The sequence below is a fragment of the Terriglobus sp. RCC_193 genome (assembly GCF_041355105.1).
Lineage (GTDB): Bacteria > Acidobacteriota > Terriglobia > Terriglobales > Acidobacteriaceae > Terriglobus.
In genome coordinates, this window is the sequence record NZ_JBFUPK010000001.1 from 1507963 (window position 1) to 1533835 (window position 25873).

At 57.0% G+C, this 25873-nt stretch carries 28 protein-coding genes; 11 read left to right on the plus strand and 17 right to left on the minus strand.

Annotated features, from left to right (window positions below):
* Positions 1–3: 3 nt before the first annotated feature.
* Positions 4–693 carry an ABC transporter ATP-binding protein gene (locus AB6729_RS06325; RefSeq protein WP_371080728.1) on the minus strand — a complete coding sequence of 230 codons (690 nt, stop codon included), beginning with the start codon at positions 691–693 and terminating at the stop codon, positions 4–6.
* Between the two features lie 99 nt (positions 694–792).
* Here AB6729_RS06325 and AB6729_RS06330 point away from each other — a divergent pair, with 99 nt between their 5' ends.
* Positions 793–1530: an arylesterase gene (locus tag AB6729_RS06330; protein WP_371080729.1), complete on the plus strand. Its 738-nt coding sequence runs from the start codon at positions 793–795 to the stop codon at positions 1528–1530.
* Positions 1531–1535: 5 nt separating this feature from the next.
* On the opposite strand, the gene AB6729_RS06335 is transcribed toward AB6729_RS06330, so the two are convergent.
* The 4 genes from AB6729_RS06335 to AB6729_RS06350 are packed head-to-tail and all read right to left on the minus strand — an operon-like array spanning position 1536 to position 3999.
* Positions 1536–1826 (minus strand): type II toxin-antitoxin system RelE/ParE family toxin, encoded by a 291-nt coding sequence (locus tag AB6729_RS06335; RefSeq protein WP_371080730.1) that lies wholly within the window; start codon positions 1824–1826, stop codon positions 1536–1538.
* Positions 1823–2065: a CopG family ribbon-helix-helix protein gene (locus AB6729_RS06340; RefSeq protein WP_371080731.1), complete on the minus strand. Its 243-nt coding sequence runs from the start codon at positions 2063–2065 to the stop codon at positions 1823–1825. The genes AB6729_RS06335 and AB6729_RS06340 overlap by 4 nt, the downstream gene beginning before the upstream one ends.
* A 27-nt stretch (positions 2066–2092) precedes the next feature.
* Positions 2093–2968: a tRNA pseudouridine(55) synthase TruB gene (truB, locus tag AB6729_RS06345; protein ID WP_371080732.1), complete on the minus strand. Its 876-nt coding sequence runs from the start codon at positions 2966–2968 to the stop codon at positions 2093–2095.
* Positions 2969–3006: 38 nt separating this feature from the next.
* Complete coding sequence (locus AB6729_RS06350; protein ID WP_371080733.1) at positions 3007–3999, minus strand: intradiol ring-cleavage dioxygenase; 993 nt, start codon at positions 3997–3999, stop codon at positions 3007–3009.
* Between the two features lie 145 nt (positions 4000–4144).
* Here AB6729_RS06350 and AB6729_RS06355 point away from each other — a divergent pair, with 145 nt between their 5' ends.
* Complete coding sequence (locus tag AB6729_RS06355) at positions 4145–4819, plus strand: PadR family transcriptional regulator (RefSeq protein WP_371080734.1); 675 nt, start codon at positions 4145–4147, stop codon at positions 4817–4819.
* Positions 4820–4981: 162 nt separating this feature from the next.
* Here AB6729_RS06355 and AB6729_RS06360 read toward each other — a convergent pair whose 3' ends face one another.
* Entirely contained in the window at positions 4982–5122 is a 141-nt protein-coding gene (locus AB6729_RS06360; RefSeq protein ID WP_371080735.1) for a hypothetical protein, read from the minus strand.
* An 85-nt stretch (positions 5123–5207) separates the two neighbouring features.
* Here AB6729_RS06360 and AB6729_RS06365 point away from each other — a divergent pair, with 85 nt between their 5' ends.
* Complete coding sequence (locus AB6729_RS06365) at positions 5208–8630, plus strand: carboxypeptidase regulatory-like domain-containing protein (protein WP_371080736.1); 3423 nt, start codon at positions 5208–5210, stop codon at positions 8628–8630.
* Positions 8631–8703: 73 nt separating this feature from the next.
* Here AB6729_RS06365 and folE read toward each other — a convergent pair whose 3' ends face one another.
* From folE to AB6729_RS06390, 5 genes are read right to left on the minus strand one after another with little or no spacing between them, the layout of a single operon-like run.
* Positions 8704–9324 carry a GTP cyclohydrolase I FolE gene (folE, locus tag AB6729_RS06370; RefSeq protein ID WP_371080737.1) on the minus strand — a complete coding sequence of 207 codons (621 nt, stop codon included), beginning with the start codon at positions 9322–9324 and terminating at the stop codon, positions 8704–8706.
* 24 nt (positions 9325–9348) lie between these two features.
* Positions 9349–9807, minus strand: a complete 459-nt coding sequence (locus tag AB6729_RS06375) for a 6-carboxytetrahydropterin synthase (RefSeq protein WP_371080738.1) — start codon at positions 9805–9807, stop codon at positions 9349–9351.
* Positions 9807–10220: a 6-pyruvoyl tetrahydropterin synthase family protein gene (locus AB6729_RS06380; RefSeq protein ID WP_371080739.1), complete on the minus strand. Its 414-nt coding sequence runs from the start codon at positions 10218–10220 to the stop codon at positions 9807–9809. The genes AB6729_RS06375 and AB6729_RS06380 overlap by 1 nt, the downstream gene beginning before the upstream one ends.
* Positions 10217–10840 carry a hypothetical protein gene (locus AB6729_RS06385; RefSeq protein ID WP_371080740.1) on the minus strand — a complete coding sequence of 208 codons (624 nt, stop codon included), beginning with the start codon at positions 10838–10840 and terminating at the stop codon, positions 10217–10219. The genes AB6729_RS06380 and AB6729_RS06385 overlap by 4 nt, the downstream gene beginning before the upstream one ends.
* Positions 10837–12018 (minus strand): glycosyltransferase family 2 protein, encoded by a 1182-nt coding sequence (locus tag AB6729_RS06390; protein WP_371080741.1) that lies wholly within the window; start codon positions 12016–12018, stop codon positions 10837–10839. Before AB6729_RS06390 ends, AB6729_RS06385 begins: the two co-directional genes overlap by 4 nt.
* Before the next feature lie 22 nt (positions 12019–12040).
* Between AB6729_RS06390 and AB6729_RS06395 the strand changes: the two genes are divergently transcribed.
* Complete coding sequence (locus AB6729_RS06395) at positions 12041–12544, plus strand: TlpA family protein disulfide reductase (protein ID WP_371080742.1); 504 nt, start codon at positions 12041–12043, stop codon at positions 12542–12544.
* Positions 12545–12605: 61 nt separating this feature from the next.
* Here the strand turns inward: AB6729_RS06395 and AB6729_RS06400 are convergent, their stop codons facing one another.
* The gene (locus AB6729_RS06400) at positions 12606–13607 is read right to left on the minus strand and encodes a ThuA domain-containing protein (RefSeq protein WP_371080743.1); all 1002 of its coding nucleotides are present in this window, start codon (positions 13605–13607) and stop codon (positions 12606–12608) included.
* A gap of 91 nt (positions 13608–13698) precedes the next feature.
* The gene (gene glgX, locus AB6729_RS06405; protein ID WP_371080744.1) at positions 13699–15828 is read right to left on the minus strand and encodes a glycogen debranching protein GlgX; all 2130 of its coding nucleotides are present in this window, start codon (positions 15826–15828) and stop codon (positions 13699–13701) included.
* Between the two features lie 146 nt (positions 15829–15974).
* Here glgX and AB6729_RS06410 point away from each other — a divergent pair, with 146 nt between their 5' ends.
* Positions 15975–16775 (plus strand): DUF1080 domain-containing protein, encoded by an 801-nt coding sequence (locus AB6729_RS06410; protein WP_371080745.1) that lies wholly within the window; start codon positions 15975–15977, stop codon positions 16773–16775.
* A 296-nt stretch (positions 16776–17071) separates the two neighbouring features.
* Here AB6729_RS06410 and AB6729_RS06415 read toward each other — a convergent pair whose 3' ends face one another.
* Positions 17072–18409: an inositol-3-phosphate synthase gene (locus AB6729_RS06415; RefSeq protein WP_371081196.1), complete on the minus strand. Its 1338-nt coding sequence runs from the start codon at positions 18407–18409 to the stop codon at positions 17072–17074.
* A gap of 242 nt (positions 18410–18651) precedes the next feature.
* On the opposite strand from AB6729_RS06415, the gene AB6729_RS06420 reads away from it, so the two are divergent.
* From AB6729_RS06420 to AB6729_RS06445, 6 genes are all read left to right on the plus strand, one after another.
* Complete coding sequence (locus AB6729_RS06420) at positions 18652–19260, plus strand: non-canonical purine NTP pyrophosphatase (RefSeq protein WP_371080746.1); 609 nt, start codon at positions 18652–18654, stop codon at positions 19258–19260.
* A gap of 205 nt (positions 19261–19465) precedes the next feature.
* Positions 19466–20308, plus strand: coding sequence for a succinate dehydrogenase (locus AB6729_RS06425; RefSeq protein WP_371080747.1), 843 nt, complete (start codon positions 19466–19468; stop codon positions 20306–20308).
* Positions 20309–20395: 87 nt separating this feature from the next.
* Entirely contained in the window at positions 20396–22174 is a 1779-nt protein-coding gene (gene sdhA / locus AB6729_RS06430) for a succinate dehydrogenase flavoprotein subunit (protein WP_371080748.1), read from the plus strand.
* A gap of 145 nt (positions 22175–22319) precedes the next feature.
* Complete coding sequence (gene sdhB / locus AB6729_RS06435; protein ID WP_371080749.1) at positions 22320–23123, plus strand: succinate dehydrogenase iron-sulfur subunit; 804 nt, start codon at positions 22320–22322, stop codon at positions 23121–23123.
* Between the two features lie 56 nt (positions 23124–23179).
* On the plus strand, positions 23180–23392 hold the full coding sequence (locus AB6729_RS06440) for a type II toxin-antitoxin system HicB family antitoxin (RefSeq protein ID WP_371080750.1): 213 nt from the start codon (positions 23180–23182) through the stop codon (positions 23390–23392).
* Positions 23389–23628 (plus strand): type II toxin-antitoxin system HicA family toxin, encoded by a 240-nt coding sequence (locus tag AB6729_RS06445; protein WP_371080751.1) that lies wholly within the window; start codon positions 23389–23391, stop codon positions 23626–23628. The genes AB6729_RS06440 and AB6729_RS06445 overlap by 4 nt, the downstream gene beginning before the upstream one ends.
* Positions 23629–23671: 43 nt before the next feature.
* Here the strand turns inward: AB6729_RS06445 and AB6729_RS06450 are convergent, their stop codons facing one another.
* The 3 genes from AB6729_RS06450 to AB6729_RS06460 form a co-directional block, all read right to left on the minus strand.
* Positions 23672–24670 (minus strand): HPr kinase/phosphorylase, encoded by a 999-nt coding sequence (locus tag AB6729_RS06450; protein WP_371080752.1) that lies wholly within the window; start codon positions 24668–24670, stop codon positions 23672–23674.
* Entirely contained in the window at positions 24636–25121 is a 486-nt protein-coding gene (locus AB6729_RS06455) for a lasso peptide biosynthesis B2 protein (protein ID WP_371080753.1), read from the minus strand. The genes AB6729_RS06450 and AB6729_RS06455 overlap by 35 nt, the downstream gene beginning before the upstream one ends.
* Positions 25122–25183: 62 nt before the next feature.
* Positions 25184–25849, minus strand: coding sequence for an HAD family hydrolase (locus tag AB6729_RS06460; protein ID WP_371080754.1), 666 nt, complete (start codon positions 25847–25849; stop codon positions 25184–25186).
* Positions 25850–25873: the final 24 nt, after the last annotated feature.

The following is a 25873-nucleotide window of genomic DNA, read 5'->3' on the forward strand; positions in this document are numbered from 1 at the left end:
CGGTTACACCTGCTCCGCGGACTTGCGTTCATCCGCAATCACTTCCCCATCGCGCACCGTCAACACACGCGTGGCATGTGCAGCCACGGCAGGATCATGCGTCACCAGCACCAGCGTTGTCCCTTCGCGCTGGTTCAGATCCAGCAGCAGGTCCATCACATGGGCTCCATTCTTTGAATCGAGGTTCCCCGTTGGTTCGTCGGCCAGCACAATGGGTGGTCGCAGGATAAACGCACGCGCCAACGCCACACGTTGCTGCTCTCCACCGGAAAGCTGAACAGGATAATGCTCCGCACGCTCACCAAGTCCAACGGCACGCAGTAATTCCATCGCACGTTCACGGCCAGCCTTCTGCTCGTTCGCCGGTGCATTCAACTCGTGCGGCAGCAACACGTTCTCAAGAGCCGTAAGCGTAGGAATCAGTTGATAGCTCTGAAAGACGAAACCAATCAACTTCCCGCGCACCTCTGCAAGTTTGTCTTCCGGCAGATAACTGATCGCCGTGCCATTCAGGATCACGTTGCCTGAGGTTGGCGTGTCCAACCCAGCGAGCAACCCGAGCAATGTGCTTTTTCCCGAACCGGACGAACCCACAATGGCGACGAACTCGCCTGCGGCAACATCGAACGAAATGCCGCGAAGAATCTCAACCGTACGAGATCCGTTGCGAATGGATTTGCGAAGATCGTCCACGCGGATACTGGAGGCTACAGTCGTCGGAGTCAGGTGGTTACTCGCTTTCGGGCGTAATCTGCTATGGTTTGCAACAACGGAGAGCCGGAGTTGAGGTCGATGATACAGCGTTCCCCCTTCACACTAATGTGTACGTTTGCCGTAGCTGCAATGTTCCTGCTGGCAGGTTGCGAACCCAAACATCACGATCTGGCCAGCGGCAGCAAAGACGGCGGCGCGACACCAACAGCTTCCATGGAATTGAAATCTGACGCGGTTGTAGATTCCTCGAACGATGTGGACGATGGCCGCCCTGTGATCGCCTGCTTTGGCGACAGCCTCACAGCAGGCCTGGGCGTTGACGTGGATAGCAGCTATCCCGCAGACCTTCAGCGTGAGCTGGATAAGGCCGGCTATCGCTATCGTGTGGTCAACATGGGCATCAGCGGCGACACCACCAAAGACGCACTGGCGCGGATCGACCGTGTTCTCGCGATGAAGCCCGCAATCACGGTGGTGGAGTTTGGAGGCAACGACGGCCTTCGTGGCATTCCCGTAACCAATTCACGTCAGAACCTCGACGATATTCTTGGCCGCCTCACCCACACGGGCACGCAGATTGCACTTGCCGGCATCACACTGCCGCCACAGTACAGCGCGCCGTACATCAAGGATTTCAACGAGACCTACACAGTCCTCGCAAAGAAGTATTCTGTGCCGCTGTTACCGTTCGTTCTGCAGGATGTCTACGGCGTTCCCGGCAGTATTCAGGCAGACGGTATCCACCCCACAGCACAGGGCTGCAAGCAGGTGGCAAAGAACATCTTCAACTTGATCCATCCGATGCTGAAGAAATGAGCAACTTACGGCACAGGAATATGCGGCCAGCGCTGAGACTTATGGAGAAACGCGAGTATCTGTACGTCGTCGCCCACATCCCTGTAAACCACAAAGATTGAAGTCTTAGGGACGAGGTATCTTCTTGTCCCGGGAATGGGGCCTCTCTCGCCCATGAACTTCCTGTCTCTCAAAAGTCTCAGGATCCCATAGATACGATCAAGAACCAGTTCCGCATTTTGCGGATTGCTGTCATAAACAAAATTGTAGGCGGCAACAAGTGTGTCTTGCGCAAACTCCGTTAAAGTGACACTCACCGTTGCGCAATACGCTTTCTTACCTGTTCCAGTGCATCGTCCATAGGCGTCAGCATGCCTGCGTCAGCCTGACGAATCCCCTCCTGCACACACGCCAGGTGATATTCCCTGACGTTTAGGAACTGCGTAAGAGCATCTGAAATCAGTGAACTACGATTGCGTTCTTCATCCATCGCCAACTGATCCAGCCGCGCAATTAAAGAAGAGTCGAGTTCCACAAAAACGCCTGCAGTGCTCATGGCAATATTCCAGCACCAATGGGCAAACTATGCAATGTTTACGTAGGGCTGGATCAGCGTCCCGGCCACGCGTTTTCCAATGCCCAGCAACTCTTTGCTGCCGTTGAAAATCCGCACCAGCGGCGCATCCGAAAACTCCGGCAGATTCACCGCCATGCCATTGCGCAGCTTCGTCTGTGAACCTTCGTCCGCAGTTACTGCAGGCATTTCCGGCAATACCGTACGAGGATGCCGCATCAGTTGCTGCACCGTGCCTGCATTTGCCGCTTCAATTAACTGTTCGCGCGTCACCGCATCCGCCAGCGTAAACACGCCCGCCTGCGTCCTGCGCAGCGAAGATAAATGCGCGCCGCAACCGGCAAGCTGCCCCAGTTCATGCGCCACCGACCGCACATAGCCGCCTGAGGAAACATGCATGGCAAAGCTCGCGGTATCACCTTCTAAACCCGTCAACGAAAAATCATGAATCGTAATGCGTGCGGGTTTTACGGCAACTTCCTTACCCTGCCGAGCCAGCTTATGCGCCGGCACACCGCCAATCTTCTTCGCGGAAAACACTGGTGGCACCTGGTCGATGGTTCCATGAAAACGTGCGCTTAAAGCACGCAGTTCCTCCAGCGAACAGCGCAAGGATTGCGCCTCGCCTGCGGGTTGGCCTTCGGCGTCGTACGTGTCCGTGGCAAAGCCAAAACGAATTGTGCCGGTGTACTGCTTGTCCGCGGCATTAAAAAACTGAGCCAGCCGCGTCCATTTGCCCAGCAGCAACGGCAATACGCCGGTCGCCATGGGATCCAGCGTGCCCAGATGGCCAACAGAGCGTTCGCCGCTGGCGCGCCGCACCAGCGAAACAACATCGTGAGAGGTAAGTCCGGAGGGTTTATCGAAAATCAGAAGGCCGTTCATTGCAACCCTCCAATTAGATCATCCTTCCGCCAGGAAACCTAACGTCGTTGCGGTGGTCCACTACCTGGCCCATGTTGTTCCTTCCATATCTCGGCAGGATCAATCACACAGACCATGCTACCGCTTACACCAGCCTCCAGCCGTCGCATGTCCATCTGCGTCAGTTGCACAAACACATCGCCTGCGTGGCTTTCAAACACACCATCCTCATTCAGCCGCGTGCGTTGCAGGTTGTGCGAGCGATATGGCTCTAGCTTGGCGACGCGATCGCTAAAGGCATCGGCAAACGCCATCTGCCCGGTAAAACAAACATGGCCGCCGCTGTACACATGCCGCTCTGGATCGCTTGCAGCTTGCTTCAACGTCTTGTCATGGCCGAGCACATCCTTGCCCCCGACATGCACCTTCACATGGATGTGCGTGTCGCGCCCCTGATACCAGCCCGGATACACCGTCAGAAAATCCGCAATACCATCCCCACCCGTAATCTGCACACCGCGGAAGAATCGATCGTTGTCCGTGATCTCACTATGCGGCGGACCACCGGGGCTACCCGGTCCACCGAAATCTCCCGGAGGCGGAAAAGGCCGCCCATTCTTGTCCAACGGCGGTCCCGCTGGACGGCCACCCGAACCACGTGGAGGACCGCCGTTTGGCCCTGCCTCTCCCGGAGGCCCCATTGGCATCAGGCTCTGCTTCTCATAGCCGGAATAAATTCCCATGGCATCGCAATGCCAGATGTCTACCGCCGCATGCGGCAGCGGCTTGCAGGTGTTTTTGTCCAGAATCGTAATGCGCAGATGCAGCGGCAGACCCGGTTTGCCATCGCGGATATCGCGGCGCAGTAGTTCGCTATCAACGTAGTACGGCCCCTCTTCCAACTCGCGCGTCAGGGAACAAGGCAATGGAGCGGTCAATGATTCCGCAACCGCAGCGCCCTTCGCCAGTAACAAGGCACCACTGGCGGCAGCGCCGCCCAGCAACACTTTCCTTCGTGTAAGAAACCTTAATGACACTGAATTCAAAGCCATTACTCCATGAACCCCTGTGCCTGTGTAAGACGGAGTCGAAGCCAAAAGGAGCACAGAAGAAATGGACAAGATATATCTTGCATCTTGACACTGAAAGGAGTATCTAAGATATATCTCACGATATATCGCGAGAAGGAGGTACGAAATGTTTAAGTTTTCCATGCACTGCCCCGATCCTCGGGGATTCCATCGTGGAGATCGTCGTGGACGGCGCGATGACCGCTTTGCCGGAGAGTACGCAGAAGGTCGCGAAGGATGCTTCCCCGGAGGCCACCACGGACGCTTCGGTGGACCGCGAGGCCCTTTCGGAGAAGGCTTTGGCCCCTTCGGCAAAGGCCGCGGAGGTTTTGGCGGCGGACGCGAACGCCTGTTTGACAGTGGCGTAATGCGTCTGGTCATCCTGCGCGAACTGGCCCAGGAACCGGCTTACGGCTACCAGCTCATCAAGCGGCTGGAAGAACGTATGGCCGGTGGTTATCGCCCCAGCGCTGGCGTGATCTATCCCACGCTCACCATGTTGGAGGAGCAGGGCTTCACCGTCGCCACCGTCAACGAAGCAGGCAAAAAAGTCTACTCCGTCACCGACGAAGGTAAGGCATTCCTGGTTGAAAATCAGGAGCGCCTGAATGAGTTGGAACACCTGATGAAGGCTGCCGGACGCGGATTTGCCCGCGACCGCTCGCCGGAAATAATGGAAGCCATGGGCGCGCTGCGCGAAGCCATCGGCGACCGCATCCGCCACGAAGACAGCACACCGGAACAGATCCGCAAGGTAGCGGAAGTGCTGCAAAACGCAGCCAAAGCCATCCGCGAAATCTGAACGCTTTCCCATACACAGGGTTCCCATCATCAGGATGGGAGCCCTGACACCTCTTCCGCCATGCACGCATCCGTGTAACGAATTCTTACCGGCCTGTCCTCACAGATATTTCGAATACTGAAATCATTTTTGGGAATTTCACCCAACATTCGTGATAAGTAACTAATCAGCAATCCCAAAACTCAGTGCCACATCATGCGCCGCCGTTCTGGATGGCCGTGATTGTTTATGTACATCGGCCATGCTGCGATGTGCTTCCTTGCCGCGTATCTGCGGGAAGGTTTTTTCATGCTGTTGCTTCATCAAAAATCGCCGTTCAGGTCATTACCTGAGCAGTTCCTGACACTCGGACACGCTTCACTTTGAACGTATTGAAGGAGGTAGTGCAATGAGTCGTATCCCGGCACTTTTTGCCGTTACGGCGTTATCCTTGGGCGCAAACCTGGCGTTTGCGCAAACTACAACAACAGGTGCGATCGGCGGTCTGGTCAGCGATCAATCGGGAGCAGTGATTTCCGGTGCCACAATCCGTCTTACCGACCAGAAGACGCATACGTCTCGGACAGTAAAAAGCTCGTCGTCCGGTTCTTATCGCTTCGATCTGCTCGCTCCAGGGCTGTATGACATTCATGTTGAACAGTCGGGATTCGCCCAGTTGGATTCCTCCATCAACGTGAACTCGTCTCAGGTTGCTTCTGCGGACTTGAAGCTCGCTGTTGGCAGCGAATCACAAACGATCGAAGTGCAGGCTGTTGCCGGACTGATCAACGCGGAGAACGGCAACGTTGCCACAACCGTCAGCCAGATCCAGGTGGAAGAGGTACCAAACTCTGGCAACAACCTTCTCTTTGAAACCAGGATCACACCCGGCTTCAATACAGGCTTCGGCACCAGTTCCCGTACCCTTTACCAGATTGACGGACAGAACTTCAACGACCCCTACAACAATGCCAACAACTCCGGCGCATCGAACCTTACGCTGGGCCTGAACGATGTACAGGAAGCGTCGATCATTGCCAACGGCTACTCCGGCCAGTACGGCGGTCTTGCAGGCGCGACAGCCAGCTTTGTGACCAAGAGCGGCTCCAACCGTCTGCATGGCAATGCAAGTTGGTACTGGACTGGACGCTCGCTGGTTGCGAACACCTATGCGCATAAGCAGGCTGGGCCTGGCAACATCACGCCGCGTTCATTTGTGAATGCAAATCAGTGGTCCGCGTTGATCAGTGGTCCGGTCGTGATTCCCCATGTGTTCGATGGCCATGACAAGCTTTTCTTCCTGGCCGATGCGGAAGGTTTGCGTGCCATCATTCCCGCGACGCCGGTTACTGTACTTCTGCCATCGCAAAACCTGCAGACATACACGCTGAAAAAGCTGGCGGCAAACGGATTGTCTAAATCGATCCCGTTCTACCAGAACATGTTCAACATCTATAACGCTGCTGGCGCTGCGCATGGTGTGCCCGTGACCGGCCCCGGCACATCCACCGGTAATCCCAATGCGAGCTCTGCCTACGCGCTATCGACGGGCTGCGGCACGTTGAACGCCACGGACATGGCAGCACTTGGAACCACAGCCGGTGCCTGCACCAACTACTACTCATCCACCGCCACCACCTACGCGAATGAAGCCCTGATGATCTTCCGCACGGATGCTGTACTCAGTCCGCACGACAAGATGTTCGTTCGTTACGAGCACGATTCCGGCACGCAGCCCACCACCACAGACCCTGTCAGCGCCGCCTTTAACGCCATCAGCATTCAGCCCCAGCACAGCGGCCAGTTGAATGAAACACACATCTTCGGAACGAAGGCCACCAACAGCGTTATCCTCGCCGGCCTTTGGTACGGAGCCTTGTTTGGTCCGGCAGACCTGAACGCCTCGCTTGCAGTCTTCCCTGCACAGTTGGGCTTTGCAGACAGTTCATTGACGGGCCTGGGTGGCAGCAATGCCAGCTTCCCCACCGGCCGTAACATCACCACGGTTCAGGTGCAGGACGACTTTGCTCTGGATGCCGGAGCCCACACGCTGAAGTTTGGCGGCAAGTTCTATTACATCAAGGAGAACGACCACTACTTCACCGCGAACACCGTACCGAACATCTCGGCGCAAACTATGGGAGCCTTCATCAACGGTGGTGTGGACACACCCGGAGGCAAAGTCACGACCTTCACACAGGCCTTTCCACTGCGTCCCAACTACCCCGTTGGCTATAACCAATGGGCTGCCTATGCAGAAGACAACTGGAAGGCACACCGCACCTTGAGCCTCTCCTTCGCGCTGCGATTGGAGCACCAGGGCAACATCAGTTGCTTAAGCGGTTGCATCACCCGCCTGGCCTCGCCGTGGTTCCAACTGACTCACGATACCTCGATCCCATACAACCAGGCATACAGCTTCAACAACAAGGAAACACTGTATGGACTGCAGAAGCTGGAATGGCAACCACGCGTCGGCTTCGCCTTCAACCCACCCATCATGCATGACACCATGGTTATCCGTGGCGGTTTCGGGCTCTTCTACGACGGCCTGGCCGGAAGCATTCTCGAAGGCTTAGCCAAGAACCCGCCAACGAAGAATACCTTCTCATCCATCAGCGGCGACAACCTTGCCAACACCGAAACCAGCAATCTGTTCAATGATGCCCAGGCGTTGAACTCAGCCTTCACCTCTGGAATCACCAGCGGCGGCACAGTTGCCAGCATCAAGGCAAGTCTTCCGACCAGCCTGCAGAAGTTCTTCACACCACCTTCGGTGTATACGTCGCAGCCGAATTTCCGCATGACGTATATCGAAAAGTGGAACCTTGAAGTACAGAAGCAGTTCGGACGGTGGGATGTGGTTTCCGTCAACTACCTCGGGAACCACGCACTTCATCAGCCATACACCAATGCGGGTTTGAATGCATACTCTCCGGCAGCGAGTGCAGACAAAGCCACTTCAGCCAAACCGTACATTGTCGGTCTGCCCACCGCGCAGCCTGACTCACGCTTTGGTACGGTGTACTACTACTCTTCCGGTGGCTCCTCAAACTACAACGGCGTCATCATTACGGCGACGCATAAGTTTGGTTTGAGCGGCAGCCTCATCACCGCTGGATACACGCTGGGCAAACAGCTTGATACCGGCGCGAATGGCTTCTCTACCTCCACAGCAACAGGCACAACGGACATTGGCTCACCCGTCGATCCCTACCATCCGAACCTGAGCTATGGACCATCCTCAACAGACGAGCGTCATAACTTTGTCGTGAACTATGTCTACCGTCTACCGTTTAAGAACTTCTTCTACGGTGGGTGGCAGATCTCCGGTGCGGCGTTCGCATACTCCGGCCTTCCCTTTACTCCCGTAGATACGGCGCTGTCTTCCACCATCTCCACCTATTCAAACGGTGCCTATGGCGGAAGCATTCTGCCCACCTATCTCGGCGGCGGCCAGGCCACGTGCAACTACGGCAAACAGATCTGCTTGCAGAAGTCGCAGTTCTCCAGTTCTCTTCCGGGACAGAGTAACGTGGCTTCCGTCAATGCAGCTTATGTACGCAATGCGTTCCGCGGGCCCAAGTACATCAGCACAGATCTTGCGGTCACAAAGTCTTTCCCGTTGCACTGGGAAGGCGGCGTGTTCTCAGTCTCAGCTCAGGCGTTCAACGTCCTGAATCACCTTAACTTCTCGCGCCCCACCGGCTCCTTCTCTTCGGCCTCGTTCGCAACCGTCACCACCACAGTGAATCCATCGGGCATCTTCAGCGGTGTAGGCGGTGATGACTCACCTCGTATTCTTCAGTTGAAGGCGAAGATCGAGTTCTAAGCCACAAAAGACTATGCCCCGGTCCTTCACAGGATCGGGGCATTTATTTTCAGATAATCCGGCGAAACTCAGCTTAGACCGCCGACCGCCGGATCAGCGAAAGAAACTCATTCCGCGTCTGCGCGCTTTCACGGAAGCATCCCAGCATCGTCGAGGTCGACGTCATACTCCCCTGTTTCTCCACGCCGCGCATCATCATGCACAGGTGCTGCGCTTCCAGGATCACAGCCACACCCTGCGGATTGATGGCATCCACAATCGCATCCGCAATCTCGCGCGTCATGCGTTCCTGCACCTGCAAACGTCGCGCATACACATCCACCAGCCGAGCCACTTTGCTCAGGCCAATCACCTTGCCCTTTGGAATGTACGCAACATGCGCCTTACCGAAGAACGGCAGCACATGGTGCTCGCACAACGAATAAAATTCAATGTTGCGGACAATGACCATCTCGTCATAGTCCACATCGAACAACGCACCACGCAAAATCTCCGTTGCGCTCTGCTCGTATCCCTGTGTCAGATACGTCATCGCCTTCGTGATGCGCTCCGGTGTCTTCAGCAATCCATCGCGTGCAGGGTCTTCCCCAAGCCGACGCAGCAACTCGCGGTGAATATCTTCGGTGCTCGCCGCATGCAATTCCAGCGTGGGATCAGCAAGGGCAGTATGTGTCTCCAAACGGCTATCTTCCATCGTTCAAAACTCTTTCACGCGCAGCTACGAAAGCACCGGCTGCGTCCTGTTATCTGACGGCAGATCGAAACTGTTATTCGCCGTCTCCTCAATCCGTATCGCATGAAGCCGCAGCTTCCCCGCTGCATCCAGCTTCGGCACTTCGCTGCGGAAGATGCGTTCCACCTCAATCGTCAGGTTCTCCGTGGAAGGCACAATCTCCCCGGCAAATACCGGATCAGCATTCATCGAAACCTGATCGAACCTGTCGATCAACTCTCGTTTCGCCAGCGCATCCAGCTTCGACATATCCACCACAAAGCCCGTCACCGGATCAATCGGCCCCGCGACGGTCACTTCCACAAAGTAGTTGTGGCCATGCCCAAACGGATTGTTGCACTTCCCATACGTCTCGCGATTCTCTTCCACCGAAAGCGAGGGCGCATGCAGACGATGCATCGCCGAAAACCGATATCGCCGCGAGAAATAGGCCAGCGGAGCCATCAGGCCTCCTCGCCGTAGTAATCGGCAAACAGGTCGTCCATCTCATACACACGCACGCGATGCAGCTTCGCATTGGGAATCTTCCCATCCAGCCGACGCCAGATAGCCACCGCAATGTTCTCGGTAGTGGGCACCGTCGAAGCAAACTCCGGCACTTCATGATTCAGATGCCGATGGTCATACACGCTGACCACCTGCTCTTCCAGGATGTCCTTCAGCAGCTTCAGGTCCACCACAAACCCGGTCACCGGATCCACCTCACCACCAACTGTCACTTCCAGCGTGTAGTTATGGCCATGCCCATTCGCGTTGGCACACTTGCCAAAAACAGCGCGGTTCTTCTCCTCGCTCCAATCCGGGTTGCGATAGAAGTGCGCGGAAGAAAAGTCGGCTTTGCGCGTCAAGTAAATCATTGCTGTTCCTTTGGATGAGTTTCGACCTCATCTGGTCGCCACGGATTTACAAACCAACCCCGCTTCTCAATATCCAGCAGCATCGGTACAGTCTCATCCCGAAATACGTCGTATCCAAATCCCTGGCACGATGCGAGGATACGATCTGCCTCGATCAGAGTCAGCCCTTCCAGAGCGTGCCCTGTTACACCATTCGCTTCGAACATCAGACTGCTCACCTTTGTGTTTCTGTCGAAGGCGAATATATCCCAACGCAAACGCTTGATTGCCTCTCGCGGGTAAGACGTTCGAATCCACGCACGTCCGATCCCTTTGCGCGCATGATGAAACTTCGTGTCGTCACAATGAACAAATTCAGCCCGCGATAGTTTCAGCGATCCATAGGACATAAAAGCTGAAAATATCGCAATAAATACGAAAATGGATAAATCTGCTATATGCCCGGATCGCAGCATGATCTGAAGCAGACTAGGATTATTATGCTTGCCAGGCATGATGAGCATGAAGGCACCGCTGAAGACGAACGTGCCTATGAAAGTTATCACTGGAGTCCATGGCGAACGTCTCTCAACCATGACGTGATTTGGTGTCGCTCGAATACGCAATTGCTTAGCACTCACGTTGTGTACTCCCGCCCCTTCCAAACCACAGCCCGGGCAATCTTCACCTTCTGCCACGACCGGAACAGCAATAATGCAAACAGCGGCAGCGCCACAATACTCAACACGCGATCCACAAACGGCGCATTCGACCGCCCTACCCGCCCGAAGTACCGCACCAGCACCCGCAGCCACAAAATCGCAATAGCCAGTACCTGCCAGTACACCAGGTTCGGCCACACAAACGGCAGCAGCGGCAGTCCCAGCAACTGCACAAAATTCAGCAGCGCAATCAGCGCCATGAACAGTGGATTGCGAAATAGCAGTGCCAGGTTCTTCGTCCAGCCCTCCACCATCTCCGCCGTCGTGCGATACATCCTTGCCGATACAGCCTCCGGCGCATAGCGGAAACGAATCGCGTACCGCCGCTTCACCTTCTGCGCCAGCGCGACGTCCTCCAGCACTTCGGCAGCAACAGCCTTATGTCCGCCCACATCGAAATAAACCTGCCGCCGCACCAGCAGAAACTGCCCATTCGCCGCCGCAATCGGGCTGGAAGGATCGCTCACCTTCTTCGGCGGATACGTGCTGGCAAGCTCCGAAAAGATCAGTGGCATCACCGCCCGCTGCGCCAGGTTCGCGTTGATCTGCTTCGGCGAATAGCTCAGCAGGGCCACATCATGCCGCTCCGCCTCCACAATGGCCCGATGCAGCGAGTTCGGCTCATGCAGCGTGTCCGCATCCGTAAACAGCAGCCACTTCGCCGTCTGCGCCACCGGCTGCTGCGCTCCGAACCACAACGCCGCATTCTTGCCGGTAAACCCTTTTCTCTGCGACTTCAGCGGTTCGGCGCGGAGCACCTGCACACCGTCGCGTCCCTCAGCCAGCTTCGACGCAATGGCAAACGTCTCATCCGTGGAACTGTCGTCGATCACCAGCAGGTGCCAATGCCGCCCCAGCTCAAACCCCGGTTCGCTCTGCCGCAGCAGCGATTCCAGGCATCCACCGATGTTGTGCGCCTCATTCCGCGCCGGAATCAACACCGTCAGGGCGTGGGTGGAAGGCTCCTCTTCCACAATCTTTGAAGACACTGCAGCCTCCCGACGCACCGAAGCGGCGGAGGGGGTACCGTCAAAGTGAAACTCAAAATCCGGGGCCGGTTTGGTCAAATCCGGCGTGTTGTTCTGATCGTCACTCATGTGCCTTCGTATTATAGGAAGCGTGAGATTCCGCGTCGCCTCCCGCTCCCTGCTTCTGTCCGCCAGTCTGCTGGCCCCTGCCCTTTTCGCGGGCTGCAACCGCGGCGATCACCCGCAGCAAATCGCAGAAGTGGCGCCCGATTTCACCGTCCACAACGGCGCACAGACCATCCAACTGAGCAAGTTCCGGGGTAAGGTCGTCCTGCTCAACTTCTGGGCCACGTGGTGCGCTCCCTGCATTGACGAGCTGCCCAGCCTGCAGCGTCTGCAAGCCCTGCGACCGGACATCCAGGTAGTCGCCGTCTCCATCGACGACGATCCCGACGCCTACAGCAAATTCCTCGCGCAATACAGCATCAACCTGCTGAGCGTCCGCGACGGCACACAGGGCGCGAACCTGAAGTACGGCTCCGTCCGCGTACCGGAAACCTTCCTGATCGACCGCCAGGGCAACATCCGCCGCAAATTCATCGGCCCGCAGGAGTGGACGAACTCCGAGATCATGAGCTATCTCGACAAAATCTAACGTCCCGAGAAGGTGGGTGCCCCACGTCTCGCTTTTGAGACGTGGGACTCCACTACCACTTCTACTTCACGCTCGGCGCATCGTTCGCAGGCAAATCGCCCAGCGTGTACTGAATCCCCGCCAGCACATGCGTCATGATCGGCGTCATGGCATAGATGTGTTCGCTATGCCCCAGCGCCTCATAAAAGACGCGCCCCTTGCCCTCGCGATGAATCCAGCTCAACGCATAGTCGCCATCCGTACGCTTCGTCGCGGCGGGCTCCTTCGCCTTGTCCTCCGCGGACATCTTTGAATAATCCACGCTCGTCAGCACGTGCACATTCTTCCTGCTGAACGACTCCTGCAGGAAGGTGTAGATCTCGTCATGCACCTCAAACTCGCGGCCATGGAACATCGCCGTCAGCGGGCTCTTGGGATCGTCGATCTTCACCCACACCGGTTGCGGATACACCCAGTGAAATTTGAAGAAACCGCCGATCATCTTGTTGAACTCTGGCCATGTTCCCTGCGGTTTTTCACCGGAATTACGCGCCGGAACGGTGTGATAGGTGTCACCCGCAGCATGAATCCCGGCAATGCCATGACCACTGCGCACAAAATCCATCAGCGCTTTCTTCCGCGCATCCGTCGCCGGGTCCTTGGGATCACCCAGGAATTCCAGCGTGGTGCTATCCAGAAAAATGCCGTCATACTTGGCCAGGTTTGCGGCGTTGATATCAGCGGAGTCATACGTAATGGTCGCGGCATACGCGCCCGTCTTCTCGCCCATCGCCTTCACCGTCTCCGCAGCCAGCGGAATCGAGGAATGGAAAAATCCTGCAGCCTTGCACAGGATCAGCAACTTGCGCGGCTGTTTCGGCTTTGCGGGAGCCGTCAGCGGCAGGTTATCCAGCATGGCCACATAGTCTTCCAACTGCGCCTTCTGAATCTGCACGCCATCCTTGATCGATTGCGGACGCCCCGGGCTGGGCACCGTCTTCTCTTTCAACAGCGCGGTGGAATCCTGTGCAACGGCACAGGTGGCAAACAACAGGCAGGCGACAGCAGCAAGCGGACGGATCACGGTTCCTCCAAAGATTCGGTAACGTTCTGAACCGTATCAATGTGAAAAGCGGCGCGTCAACGCCGCTTCTCTATTTCACCGCAAGATGGCGCTATTGCAGCTTCGGTCGACCATCGCAGAATACACGGAACGAACGCCCTCCCAGGATCACCTTGTCACTCATATCCGACTCCGCAAACGGATCATCCACATTCTGCGTGTCCAGCACCTGGTGCCACGGCGTATCTCCGGGAGGAGGCGGCAACGTAAACTCCACACCATCCGCCGCTGCATTCACCATGAACAAGAAGCTGTTGTCCATGATAGGAACACCATCTTCATCGGTAACACCGAGCGTCTTGCCATTCAGCATGAAGGCCAGCGAACGCTGCCACCCAGCGCCCCAGTCTTCTTCGTGAAACTCCTCGCCGTTCGAGTTAAACCACGCGATGTCACGGATAACGGAGCCGCGAATCGTGCGGTCCTGAAAGAACTTTCTGCGCCGAAGATTCGGATGGTTCTTGCGCAACTGAATCAGCTTCGCAGTGAACTCCATCAGTCGTTTCCGTGGAACATCCAGCTTCCAGTCGTACCAGGTAATCTCGTTATCCTGGCAATAGCCGTTGTTATTGCCGCGCTGCGAGCGTCCCACCTCGTCGCCGCCACAGAGCATCGGCACGCCCTGCGACAGCACCAGCGTCGTCAGAAAATTGCGCACCTGCCGTTCACGCAGTTCGTTGATGCCTGCATCGTCCGTTGGCCCTTCCGCGCCCATGTTCCAGCTATCGTTGTTGTCTGCCCCGTCGGCGTTATTATCGCCATTCGCTTCGTTATGTTTGCTGTTGAAACTGACAAGGTCCGTCATTGTGAAGCCGTCATGCGCCGTTATAAAGTTGATCGACGCATACGGTCGACGACCGTCCTGTTGATACAAATCGCTCGACCCGGTAATGCGGTAGGCAAAGTCTGACAGCAACCCCTCATCACCCTTCCAGAACCTGCGCACCGTATCGCGATAGCGACCATTCCACTCGGCCCACAGCACGGGGAAGTTGCCAACCTGGTAGCCGCCTTCGCCAACGTCCCACGGTTCCGCAATCAGCTTCACACTTTGCAACACCGGGTCCTGATGAATCACGTTGAAGAAACTCGACAGCTTTGAAACGCTGTCCAACTCACGTGCCAGTGTCGCCGCAAGATCAAAACGGAAACCATCTACATGCATCTCCGTCACCCAATAACGCAGCGAATCCATTACCAGCATCAACACCTGCGGATGCATCACATTCAGCGTGTTACCCGTACCGGTGTAGTCCATGTAGTACCGCGGATTATCCGCCACCTGCCGGTAATACGTGGTGTTATCAATGCCCTTCATGCTTAGCAACGGACCTTTCTCATTGCCCTCGCATGTGTGGTTGTAGACCACATCCAGAATCACTTCAATGCCCGCAGCATGAAGCGCCTTCACCATCTGCTTGAATTCAGTTACCTGCTGCCCTGCATTGCCAGACGAGCTATAACGACTCATCGGCGCGAAGTAACTTAACGTGTTGTATCCCCAGTAATCGCGCAACCCACGATCGATTAACTCGCCTTCGTCAATGAAGTGATGCACCGGCAGCAGTTCCACCGCGGTGATACCCAGCATCTGGAAGTAGCGAATGCTCGCCTCTGTCGCCAGCGCCGCATACGTTCCGCGAAGCTTCTCTTCCACCATCGGATTCTGCTTGGAAAATCCGCGGACATTCACTTCATAGATCACAGAATCTGCAAGCAATGTCTGCGGCGGACAATCATCGCCCCAATCGAACTTCGGATCAACCACTACTGACTTCGGCACACCTGCCGCGGAATCCTGCTCATCCTTTTTAAGATCGTCTCCGCTTATTACGTCATACGGAAAGATGGGCGCCTTCCAATCCACCTCACCCGTAAGTGCCTTGGCATATGGATCGCATAACAGCTTTGCGGAGTTGAAGCGCAGGCCCTTCTCCGGCTCCCACGGGCCTTCCACACGATAGCCATACCGCTGCCCCGGCTTGATGCCTTTCACCAGCCCATGCCACACAAACGCTGTGCGTTCCTTCAGCGCAACACAGTCAGTCTGATTGCCTTCCTCGTCAAAAAAACAAACGGATACGGCTGTTGCATTCTCTGAATACAACGCAAAATTTGTGCCCCGTAACGATGGTGTTGCCCCCAGCGGATAAGGGGCACCGGGTAATACTGTTCGGCTCATCTAGCGTTCCAATTCCTTTGTGTCTGCGAATTCCCTATGGGATGCATCTTTGCGCTGAGGGGATGGGCACACGCTTTCCACAACACACCGGCCGCGCGTACAGTGGTGTTCGTTTCCTGAACCTTCACTGCAAGGAATCTCTGGCAATGCGTTGTATTTACGCGTCTCTCCTCGTGCTTTCTTCGATATCTCTCCTGGCGCAATCGCCCGCGACAACTCGTCCCGCAGGAGGGCCAAAACCGCAGGCCATTCCAACCGACTGGAACAATCACGACGGCTACACGTCACTCTTCGACAGCGCCACACTCAACGGCTGGGCAGGCGATGCAAAAGTATGGAGCGTCGAAGACAACGCCATCATCGGCCAATACCGGTCACCCGAAGGTGCACGCAATCCGGAAACATTCCTCATCCTGCAGGGCAAAGAACCTGCGGACTTCGACCTTCGTCTTGAAATCCGATTGCAGGGTGTCACCGCCGACAGTGGCATTCAGTACCGCAGCTACATCGCACCACCAACACCACCGCGTCCCGGCGCACCCGCCATGCCGCAGGCCGATCCGCGTTACAGCGTCGGCGGTTATCAATGCGATGCAAACTTCATCGGCAACTACACCGGCCAGGTGGTCGATGGCCACGGTCGCATCATCGTCGCATCACGCAGCGAAGTCATTCATGCAGAAACAGGCAAACCGATGGAACGCATCGCCGTTGTCGGCACCAAGGAAGAACTCGGTGGCTACTGGCATCCGAACGAGTGGAACCAGATGGAGATCGTCGCACGCGGCCACGTCCTCACACACATTCTCAATGGTCACGTCATGGCAGTCTTCATCGACGATGACACCACAAAACTTCGCGAGAAAGGCCTCATCGCATTGCAAACTGCAGGCTCCGGGACCGTCAAAATTTCCTTCCGCAACCTGTGGCTGAAAGAGTTGCAATAAAAAAAAGAGGCTGCCGGGCCGGCAGCCTCTTCGCTCAACTTGGAACTTACTTCTTCTCCGGCCGTTCACCAAGCATCCAGCGTCTCCACCCTTCAGGGAGTCCAGCCGCTTGCCCACCGTTATGAACCTGCCCCCGGCACAGCCGGACTAGCGCGATGACCGATCCACCCAGAATGAAGCTATACCACGCGATTAAAATCACAGAGTCCAGAAGCCTCAACATCGCTCGCTCCCCACTTCGGTCAGATGTTATGCTCCTCGTCCGAGGAATATCAACATATGGTTCGCTGGACGACTTACTCCGAGTAATACTCCAGCCCAAGATGCGTAATCAGGTCCTCGCCCATAATGTGGCGCAGCGTATTCTTCAGCTTCATGCTCTGAATGAACAGATCATGTTCAGGATGAATCCCCGGAGCAGCATCTGGAGCCTTGAAGTAAAAGCTCAACCACTCCTGAATACCAAGGTGCTTCAAACTCGGCGTGCGCGCGGCCAGATCCATGAACAGGCACAGATCCAGCGCCAGCGGAGCTGCAAGAATGGAATCGCGGCAAAGGAAATCCACCTTCAACTGCATGGGATATCCCATCCATCCAAAGAGGTCGATGTTATCCCAGCCTTCCTTGTTATCGCCGCGCGGAGGATAGTAATTAATCCTTACCTTGTGGAAGATATCGCCGTATAAGTCAGGGTGTTTGTCCGGCTGCAGAATATATTCCAGCACGCCCAGCTTCGATTCTTCCTTCGTCTTGAAGTTATCCGGGTCATCCAGCACTTCACCATCGCGATTGCCCAGGATGTTCGTCGAATACCATCCATTCAATCCCAGGTAACGAACCTTTAACGCAGGCGCCAGCACGGTTTTGATGAAGGTCTGCCCTGTCTTGAAATCCTTACCCGCAATCGGCGCTCCCGCCTGCTTCGACAGGTCACGCAACGCAGGAATATCGCACGTCAGGTTCGGCGCACCATTGATAAACGGCACACCCTCCTTCAAACACGCCCATGCATACAGCATCGACGGTGCAATGTCCTCGTCATCTTCCACCAGTCCCTTCTCAAACGCGGCAAGCGTCTGATGCACCGCCTTCTCCTTGAGAAAGATTTCGGTCGACCCAGTCCAGATCATCACCTGACGATCGGTCTTGCTCTTGAACTCCGCAATGTCGTTGCGAATCTGATTCGCCAGATCGCACTTGTTCTTACCTGTCTTGATCTTCTTCGGGTCCAGTCGCTTCACATAACGCTGATCAAACGCTGCGGGCATCGGTTCAATACCTTCCAGAAACGGACGCATCTCTTCCAACTGCTCGCGATCCAGCACCGACGCAGTCTTCGCCGCATCGAACAGGTTGCCGCCGAAGATGTCCCATCCCGTAAACACCAGATCATCCAGCTTGGCCAGTGGCACAAAATCCTTGATCAGCGGCGAGTGATCTTCCGTGCGTTTGCCCAGCCGGATGGTGCCCATCTCCGCCATCGATCCCACGGGCTTCGCCATACCGCGCCGCACAGCTTCCACACCAGCAATCATCGTGGTGGCTACCGCGCCCATACCCGGCATCATTACGCCCAGTTTTCCCTTCGCGGGTGCAATATCCTTCGCCATCGGCTGCGTCGCTGCCTGCTCCATCTGCTTCTCCTCAATGCTCTTTGGGCAACGCGCAAACCGCGTGCCTTCAACACCAACCTGAAGCATCTTTCCGCATTCCGCAACATCTCCCCATCCCGATTTCGCCCAATAAACACAAGGGTTATCGTTAACGTCCCGTTAAGTTATCGGTGTCTCATTTTGTTGAAATTTCTTTTGAGCCAGCCCGCAAAACTCGCATGAGAAGATCATGTAAGTTTCCTAACTGGACGGCAGCACAACCCATGATTCTGTACGTAGCCACATCCAACGCAGGCAAGCTTCGCGACTTCCGCACCGCCGCAACCGACACACCGGGCTTCGACATTCAGCCCCTGCCCGGCCTCGCGGACATCCCAGCGCCGCCCGAAGATGAACCCACCTTCGAAGGCAACGCCCGCATCAAGGCTGCGTACTATTCGAAGTTCGCACCGGGCCACTGGGTCATCGCCGACGACTCCGGCCTTGAAGTCGATGCGCTCAACGGCCTCCCCGGCGTCCGCTCCGCTCGTTACGCAGCCGACCTCAACTTCCCATCCACCGGCCTCGGCATCGACGCAGACAACAACGCTGCCTTAATGCACAACCTGCAAGATGCGCAGAACCGCTCCGGCTGCTACCGTTGCGCACTCGCACTTGCGATGGATGGCGCAGTAGAGACCGTCGCCTTCGGCAAACTTGAAGGCAACATCCTCACCGCACCGCAGGGCGAACGCGGCTTCGGCTACGACCCCCTCTTCTTCGCACCGGAACTCAACGGCACAATGGCCGAAGCCAGCGACGAAGACCGCCTCCGCGTCAGTCATCGCGGTCGCGCCCTGCGTGCCCTTCTGCGTCAGTGGCGAGCCTGCTGAATTTCTCGTATCCGCACCAATAGCGACTAAATGAGTCCAATTTCGTTTACCGCCCGTCTGATTCGATAACCGAACACGCTCGGAACGAATCATTGACGCGCCTTTTCGCCACGCCGGATACTGTGCGTGCCTTGCTTTCCGCAATGCTCCGGTTTCTGGGCACTGTGGAAAGCAATATTCGTATACGAGCAGGGAGCGCAAGTACATGGGCGCAATCGCAGGAGCACCACCCGATAACGCACACCGCAAGGGCGTGCAGCCGCTGCGCGCCGGTCAGGGACACACGTTCCTGCTGCGCCGGTTGCATTCGCTCACCGGCATCATTCCCATCGGCGCATTCCTGATCGAGCACATCATCTCGAACCTTGAGATCGTGCATGGCCCCGTGGCCTATGCCAAGCAGGTGCTCTTCCTGAACAGCCTGCCGCTGGTCCGCGTGCTGGAGTGGGCCTTCATCTTTATCCCATTGCTCTTCCATGCGGGATACGGCGTCTTCATCGCTATCCGCGGCCGCTCCAACGTGAATGTCTATCCGTGGGCTGGCAACTGGATGTACCTGATGCAGCGCGTCACGGGCATCATTGCCCTGCTGTACATCGCGCAGCACGTGTACTTCCAGCGCTTCGCAGGCGTCAGTCTGCCGGAGCATCCGGGCCTCGCCTACTGGAAGGTGCAGTACGAACTTTCTAATCCGTGGATGGTCGCGGTCTACGTCATCGGCATGATCGCCACCTGCTCCCACTTCGCATACGGCATCTGGCTCTTCTGCGCCAAGTGGGGCATCACCCCCGGCGACGACGCACGCCGCAAGCTTGGCTATGCCACCACCGCCTTCGGCATCGTCCTATGCGGCCTGGGTCTGTGGAGCATCGCTGCCATCGTCGCCGCGCCCATGGTTCCGGCAGTCGAAGCGATCCCTGCACCTGCGGAAGACGGAGTGGTACCAGCAGTCCCCACCTATCAGTTGCCGACCGTGCAGCAGTACGACAGCAACGGCCAGCCAATCCCGCAGAACGCGGCACCGCAGCAGTACGCGCCACAACAGTAAAGCAATGTTTTCGGAAGGGCAGGACTTCAGCCCTGCCGTCACATCACGCGAGACCATGGGGCTTTAGCCCCTGAGGGAAAGTTCGCAATGGCAACAACACCACGCATCATCGTCGTAGGCGGCGGTCTCGCCGGACTCTCCGCGGTCATGAAGATCGCCGAAGCCGGCGGCAAGGTCGACCTCTTCTCCATCGTTCCGGTCAAGCGCTCGCACTCCGTCTGCGCGCAGGGCGGCATCAACGCTGCCAAGAACCTCAAGGGCGAAGGCGACAACGTCGACAAGCACTTTGACGACACCGTCTACGGTGGCGACTTCCTCGCCAACCAGACACCCGTCAAGAACATGACGGCGCAGGGCCCGGCCATCATCGACCTGCTCGACCGCATGGGCGTGCCGTTCAACCGCACGCCCGAAGGCCTGCTGGACTTCCGTCGCTTCGGTGGCACGCTGTATCACCGCACCGCCTTCGCCGGAGCCACCACCGGCCAGCAGCTTCTCTACGCGCTGGACGAACAGGTGCGGCGTTACGAGTCCGAAGGCAAGGTCACCAAGTACGAAGGCTGGGAGTTCCTCTCCGCCGTCATCGACAGCACTGGCGTATGCCGTGGAATCTGTGCCATGGATCTGCGTTCGATGGAAGTCCGCACCTTCCCTGCCGACGCCATCATCATTGCCACCGGCGGCAACGGCGCCATCTTCGGCAAGTCCACCAACTCCGTCGTCTGCACCGGCTCCGCGCAGTCCGCGCTGTATCAGCAGGGCGCCTACTACTCCAACGGCGAATTCATCCAGGTGCACCCCACCGCCATCCCCGGTGAAGACAAGCTGCGCCTCATGTCCGAGTCCGCTCGCGGCGAAGGCGGCCGCGTCTGGGTGCCGCGCAAGAAGGGCGATCCGCGCCCGGCGAAGACCATCCCCGAGGCCGACCGCTTCTACTTCCTCGAAGAGAAGTATCCCAAGTACGGCAACCTTGTGCCGCGCGACATTGCAACGCGTGAGATTCACAAGATTGTCTACGAGCAGGACCTGGGCATTGACGGCCAGCCAATGGTCTACCTCGACGTCTCGCACATCCCGCGCGAAGTCCTCGAGAAGAAGATCGAAGGCATCCTCGAAATCTACGAGAAGTTCGTCGGCGAAGACCCGCACGAAGTTCCCATGAAGATCTTCCCCGGCGTCCACTACACCATGGGCGGCCTCTGGGTGGACTTCAACCAGCAGACCAACATTCCCGGCGTCTATGCCGCGGGTGAAGCGGACTACTCCATCCACGGTGCGAATCGTCTCGGTGCAAACTCGCTGCTCTCCTGCATCTACGGTGGCTTCGTCGCAGGCCCACAGGCCATGACCTACGCGAAGAACCTGCCCGCGCAAACCGGCGACGGCGGCCACGCTGCCGAGAAGGTTCGCCAGATGGAGTACAACAACATCCTTCTGAGCAACCAGGGCACGGAAAACCCGTTCAAGTTATGGCGCGAACTCGGCGACACTATGACGCGGCACGCTACCATCGTCCGTTACAACGCAGGCTTGAAAGAAGCCGACGCCAAGATCGTGGAATTGCTCGACCGTTATCGCAACATCAACCTGACGGACAAGAGCCAGTGGGCCAACACCAGCTTCGCCTTCGCGCGCCAGTTGTTCAACATGTTGCAGCTTGCACGAGTCATCGTGCAGGGCGCAGAGAAGCGCGACGAAAGCCGCGGCGCACACTACAAGCCGGACTTCCCGGATCGCAACGACGAACAGTTCCTGAAGACCACCATGGCCGCCTACGACGCAAAGGCAGACACACCGGTCATCACCTACGAAGAAGTCGACACGCAGTGGATCAAACCAAGACCACGCGTCTACACAAGTTCCTAGAACCGTCTTATGCTCAAAGACAAATTCACTTTGAGCGAGCTTTCGGAAGGGCACGGCTTTAGCCGTGCCGTAAGAATCGCAAGAATTGACGGGGCTTTAGCCCCTGAGGGAACGCAACGGCGATCCACTCGAAGCGAGAGGAAACATGGCAAAGAAGTCAGCACATGTCGAAAAGCCAAAGCCCTACACGGGCTCGACCTTCAAGGTGTCCATCAAGCGGCAGGCGTCGCCAAACGCTCCGGCCCACACGGAAGAGTTCACGCTTCCCTATCGCTCGGGCCTGAACATCACCAGCATCTTGGTCGATATCGCGGCGAACCCCATCAACGCCACCGGCGCAACGACCACCGCCATCGCCTACGACAGCAACTGCCTGGAAGAGATCTGCGGCTCGTGCGCCATGCTCATCAACGGCAAGGCGCGCATGGCCTGCTCCGCACTGGTCGATGCACTGCTGCATGAAAACGGCAAGGGCGAAATCACTCTCGCACCGTTGAGCAAGTTCCCCGTCGTGCGCGATCTCGCCGTTGACCGCAGCGTTCTCTTTGAGAACCTGAAGGCCGTCAAGGCATGGGTGCCCATCGACGGCACCTACGACCTCGGCGCTGGCCCCAAGCAGTTCCCGCAGATCCAGGAAGAGCGTTACCCGCTCTCCAACTGCATCTCCTGCACCATCTGCATGGAGGTCTGCCCGCAGTTCAATGACTCCACAAACTTCGTCGGCGCAGCCACCATCGCGCAGGCGCGTCTCTTCAACCTCGATCCATCAGGTTCAGTTCTGAAGGAAGAACGTCTCCGCGCGCTCGCAGGCGACGGCGGCGTACAGGAATGTGGCTACGCACAGAACTGCGTGCAGGCCTGCCCCAAGCAGCTACCGCTCACCGAAGCCATCAGCGACATTGGCCGCGACGTGATGCTGCAAGAGGTGAAGGACTTCTTCACCCGCTAGGCCTTATTGCCGCCACATACTTGCTTCCGTGGGGTGTGGCGGCATACTCTTTTCTCATGGAAGAGCTAGTCTTCAATGTCACTCCGGATGAATTCGACGGCGGTTTCGTTGCAGTCGCCGTTGGTGAGAGCATCGTGACGCAGGGCGATACCTGGGACGAGCTCCGCGATATGGTGATGGACGCGACGAAACTCTATTTTGAGGACTCCGTGGCACCCCAGCGCATTCGCCTGCACCTCCATCTGGAACAAGTGCTGGCAACTGCGTGAAACTTCCAAGAAATATCAATGGTCGCCACCTGGCAGATCACCTGATAAGACATTGGGGTTATCGTGAATCCCGGCAAAGTGGCAGCCATATTCTAGTGGCCACAGACAGCCCAATGCACGGTGCGATCCCTATCCCGGCGCACAAACCATTGAAAGTGGGTACGCTTTCCGCGATTCTGACCATCGCTGCGGACCAGAAGCAGGTTACGCGAGGAGAGATATTGCTCGGACTTTGAGCTATTCGCAGTCCCGTATTCCTGAAGCTTTCTCACTCCGAAGTCAAATCTCAATCGCCTTCAGATTCCAATTCTCTTCCAGCAATGTCAGCACCTCATCCGCACGGCTGAAATCCTTCGCGCGTTTCAATCGATACAGTCCGCCATTCCGGATCAGACTCACGCACGCTTCAAAGTACGAAGGCTGCATCTCCATGGCATGCACCAGCATGGGTCGATACGCATTCCGCATCAGCTCCACCATACCTTCCACTGCGGAGAGCGGCTCCAACTGCGGTGCCCCGCCGTCATCCAGCGGATAGATCATGTACACACCGCCTACGCGCCGCGGCGTCAGGTCCACCGTCTCCGGCGTCAGGTAAAACTTCTCCATGCTCTCGCGGATGCGATGTTCTTCCGTCGCCTCCACCTGCAGATGCTCCATCGACTCAGCCCACAGCTTCAGCATGCGGCCATCGGGATACACCTCGTACTGTCCATCGCCTGTCCGGCTCAGGTTGCACACATCGTCGTTGAGCAGCGGAAATCCCCTGCGACTCAGCATCGCCGCCAATGTTGACTTCCCTGCCCCGGAAGGCCCGCAGAACAGCATCGCCACATCACCCACGGCCACCGCGCTGGCATGCAACACCACGCGCCCACGCTGTTGCAGCAGGACAGCGAACGACGTTCCCAGCAGGAACAGCACCACATCGCCCTGCTGCGCCTCCGGAAAACGCTGCAGCGTAATCCGCTGCCCATCTTCCACCAGCACATGCATCACCTGCGGAATGCGAAACAGGAAACGCTGCCCCTCAATTGCCCACAACTTGTCGGAGCGCTCTGGTTGTTCCAGCTTGTCGGGAACATCACCCTCCACAATCACCACCTCCGGGGTTTGCGGAGGCGCTTCCGAGCGAATGGCAGAAGGCAGTTCAATCGTCGACCGGACTTGCAATCCGGAAATAACGTAATGGTATTCAATTAAATTCTGTGATTCCGGCACGGAGTCAGTATCGCTTACCGGGTCAGCGTTCGTCATGCGGCTGCGTTGATCGCGCAAAATATCCCAGCTCCACACATTCATGAGCCACCGGATATCCCGTCACGCGCGCGCCCGGCGCGGTCAGCCATGCATGCGTCTGCAACTCACCGGTCTTCGGATGACGCTCTCGCATTGCGCCAAAGTGCAGCCGCGAAGCAATCCCCCTGCGATACAGCATCTGCCACCCCGCCAGCGCCCGCGGCAGGCAAACCATCTCCACCGGCAGATGCGCCCCCGCGGTATTCACGGCCCATCCAATCGTGCGAGCCCGTTGCTGAATGTCTTCAGAAGCAAACGGCATCTCTGACGAGGGCGACTCCAGCGTCCCCAGATACCGCCCAATCCTGGGAAATGGAACTGCCTTCAGCGCAATCCGTGCCACCGTAAGCCAGAACATGGCCTCAACCAGCAATAACTGGCTGTGAAACGGCACGGCGGCAACCTTACGAAAAAGAACAACAGGATTCATCAGCAGGAAAAGCGTTCATCCCTATCTTCCCAACACAAAGCGGATGTTGACAACATGCAGCGTCAACGCGCGAACGGCGAAGCATCAAAGTTCCGCACCAGATCGGCAACATCGACATACACCGCAATCGCCCCGGCCTCTTCCAGTTCCTCTTTGCGCCATCCGCCGGACTGGACTGCAACGGTGCGGACACCGGCCTTCTTCGCAGCTTCCACATCCCATGGTGTATCGCCCAGCGCCAAGGCTTCGGAGCCATCCATCTGCAGCGTCTTCAGCGCAGCCTGAAAAATATCGGGCTCAGGCTTCGGATGCTCCGCATCGTCTGCAGTCACGTCCTCTTCCACCAGGTCATGAATTTTCAAGAGAGTCTTGAAGGCTTCCAGATCGTCCTTCTCGCCGGACGTGGCTACGACGATACGTAATCCCTGCGCATGCATCTGCTCCAGCAGTCGTCGGGCATCGGCAAACGGCACAATGCGATCGATATATTCGCGATGAAAGAGACGCTTGCGATACGCGTTGATCTCTTTCTCCATCGTCTTCAACTTATCTTCGGGAACAAACACTGGCGGCAGGTATTCGCCGCCTTTGCCAATCTGCTTCACCACCGCTTCAAACGATGCAGCAAAGCCGAAGTGGTTCAGCGTGCGCACCCACGACTCAGCATGGAAGCTATTGCTGTCCAGCAGCGTCCCATCCATGTCCAGCAGAACGGCCCTGAGTGCCATACCCGCCTCCCTGAACCTTGGGAT

Excerpts from the sequence above, each read along its gene's own strand:
- AB6729_RS06330 (WP_371080729.1), top strand. The coding sequence starts at position 793 with ATGATACAGCGTTCCCCCTTCACACTAATGTGTACGTTTGCCGTAGCT.
- AB6729_RS06360 (WP_371080735.1), bottom strand. The coding sequence starts at position 5,122 with ATGAAGCAACAGCATGAAAAAACCTTCCCGCAGATACGCGGCAAGGAA.
- AB6729_RS06365 (WP_371080736.1), top strand. The coding sequence starts at position 5,208 with ATGAGTCGTATCCCGGCACTTTTTGCCGTTACGGCGTTATCCTTGGGC.
- glgX (WP_371080744.1), bottom strand. The coding sequence starts at position 15,828 with ATGAGCCGAACAGTATTACCCGGTGCCCCTTATCCGCTGGGGGCAACA.
- sdhA (WP_371080748.1), top strand. The coding sequence starts at position 20,396 with ATGGCAACAACACCACGCATCATCGTCGTAGGCGGCGGTCTCGCCGGA.
- AB6729_RS06440 (WP_371080750.1), top strand. The coding sequence starts at position 23,180 with ATGGAAGAGCTAGTCTTCAATGTCACTCCGGATGAATTCGACGGCGGT.
- AB6729_RS06455 (WP_371080753.1), bottom strand. The coding sequence starts at position 25,121 with ATGAATCCTGTTGTTCTTTTTCGTAAGGTTGCCGCCGTGCCGTTTCAC.
- AB6729_RS06425 (WP_371080747.1), top strand. The coding sequence starts at position 19,466 with ATGGGCGCAATCGCAGGAGCACCACCCGATAACGCACACCGCAAGGGC.
- truB (WP_371080732.1), bottom strand. The coding sequence starts at position 2,968 with ATGAACGGCCTTCTGATTTTCGATAAACCCTCCGGACTTACCTCTCAC.
- AB6729_RS06375 (WP_371080738.1), bottom strand. The coding sequence starts at position 9,807 with ATGGCTCCGCTGGCCTATTTCTCGCGGCGATATCGGTTTTCGGCGATG.
- AB6729_RS06460 (WP_371080754.1), bottom strand. The coding sequence starts at position 25,849 with ATGGCACTCAGGGCCGTTCTGCTGGACATGGATGGGACGCTGCTGGAC.
- AB6729_RS06355 (WP_371080734.1), top strand. The coding sequence starts at position 4,145 with ATGTTTAAGTTTTCCATGCACTGCCCCGATCCTCGGGGATTCCATCGT.
- AB6729_RS06380 (WP_371080739.1), bottom strand. The coding sequence starts at position 10,220 with ATGATTTACTTGACGCGCAAAGCCGACTTTTCTTCCGCGCACTTCTAT.
- AB6729_RS06390 (WP_371080741.1), bottom strand. The coding sequence starts at position 12,018 with ATGAGTGACGATCAGAACAACACGCCGGATTTGACCAAACCGGCCCCG.
- AB6729_RS06420 (WP_371080746.1), top strand. The coding sequence starts at position 18,652 with ATGATTCTGTACGTAGCCACATCCAACGCAGGCAAGCTTCGCGACTTC.
- AB6729_RS06340 (WP_371080731.1), bottom strand. The coding sequence starts at position 2,065 with ATGAGCACTGCAGGCGTTTTTGTGGAACTCGACTCTTCTTTAATTGCG.
- folE (WP_371080737.1), bottom strand. The coding sequence starts at position 9,324 with ATGGAAGATAGCCGTTTGGAGACACATACTGCCCTTGCTGATCCCACG.
- AB6729_RS06350 (WP_371080733.1), bottom strand. The coding sequence starts at position 3,999 with ATGGCTTTGAATTCAGTGTCATTAAGGTTTCTTACACGAAGGAAAGTG.
- AB6729_RS06415 (WP_371081196.1), bottom strand. The coding sequence starts at position 18,409 with ATGGAGCAGGCAGCGACGCAGCCGATGGCGAAGGATATTGCACCCGCG.
- AB6729_RS06410 (WP_371080745.1), top strand. The coding sequence starts at position 15,975 with ATGCGTTGTATTTACGCGTCTCTCCTCGTGCTTTCTTCGATATCTCTC.
- sdhB (WP_371080749.1), top strand. The coding sequence starts at position 22,320 with ATGGCAAAGAAGTCAGCACATGTCGAAAAGCCAAAGCCCTACACGGGC.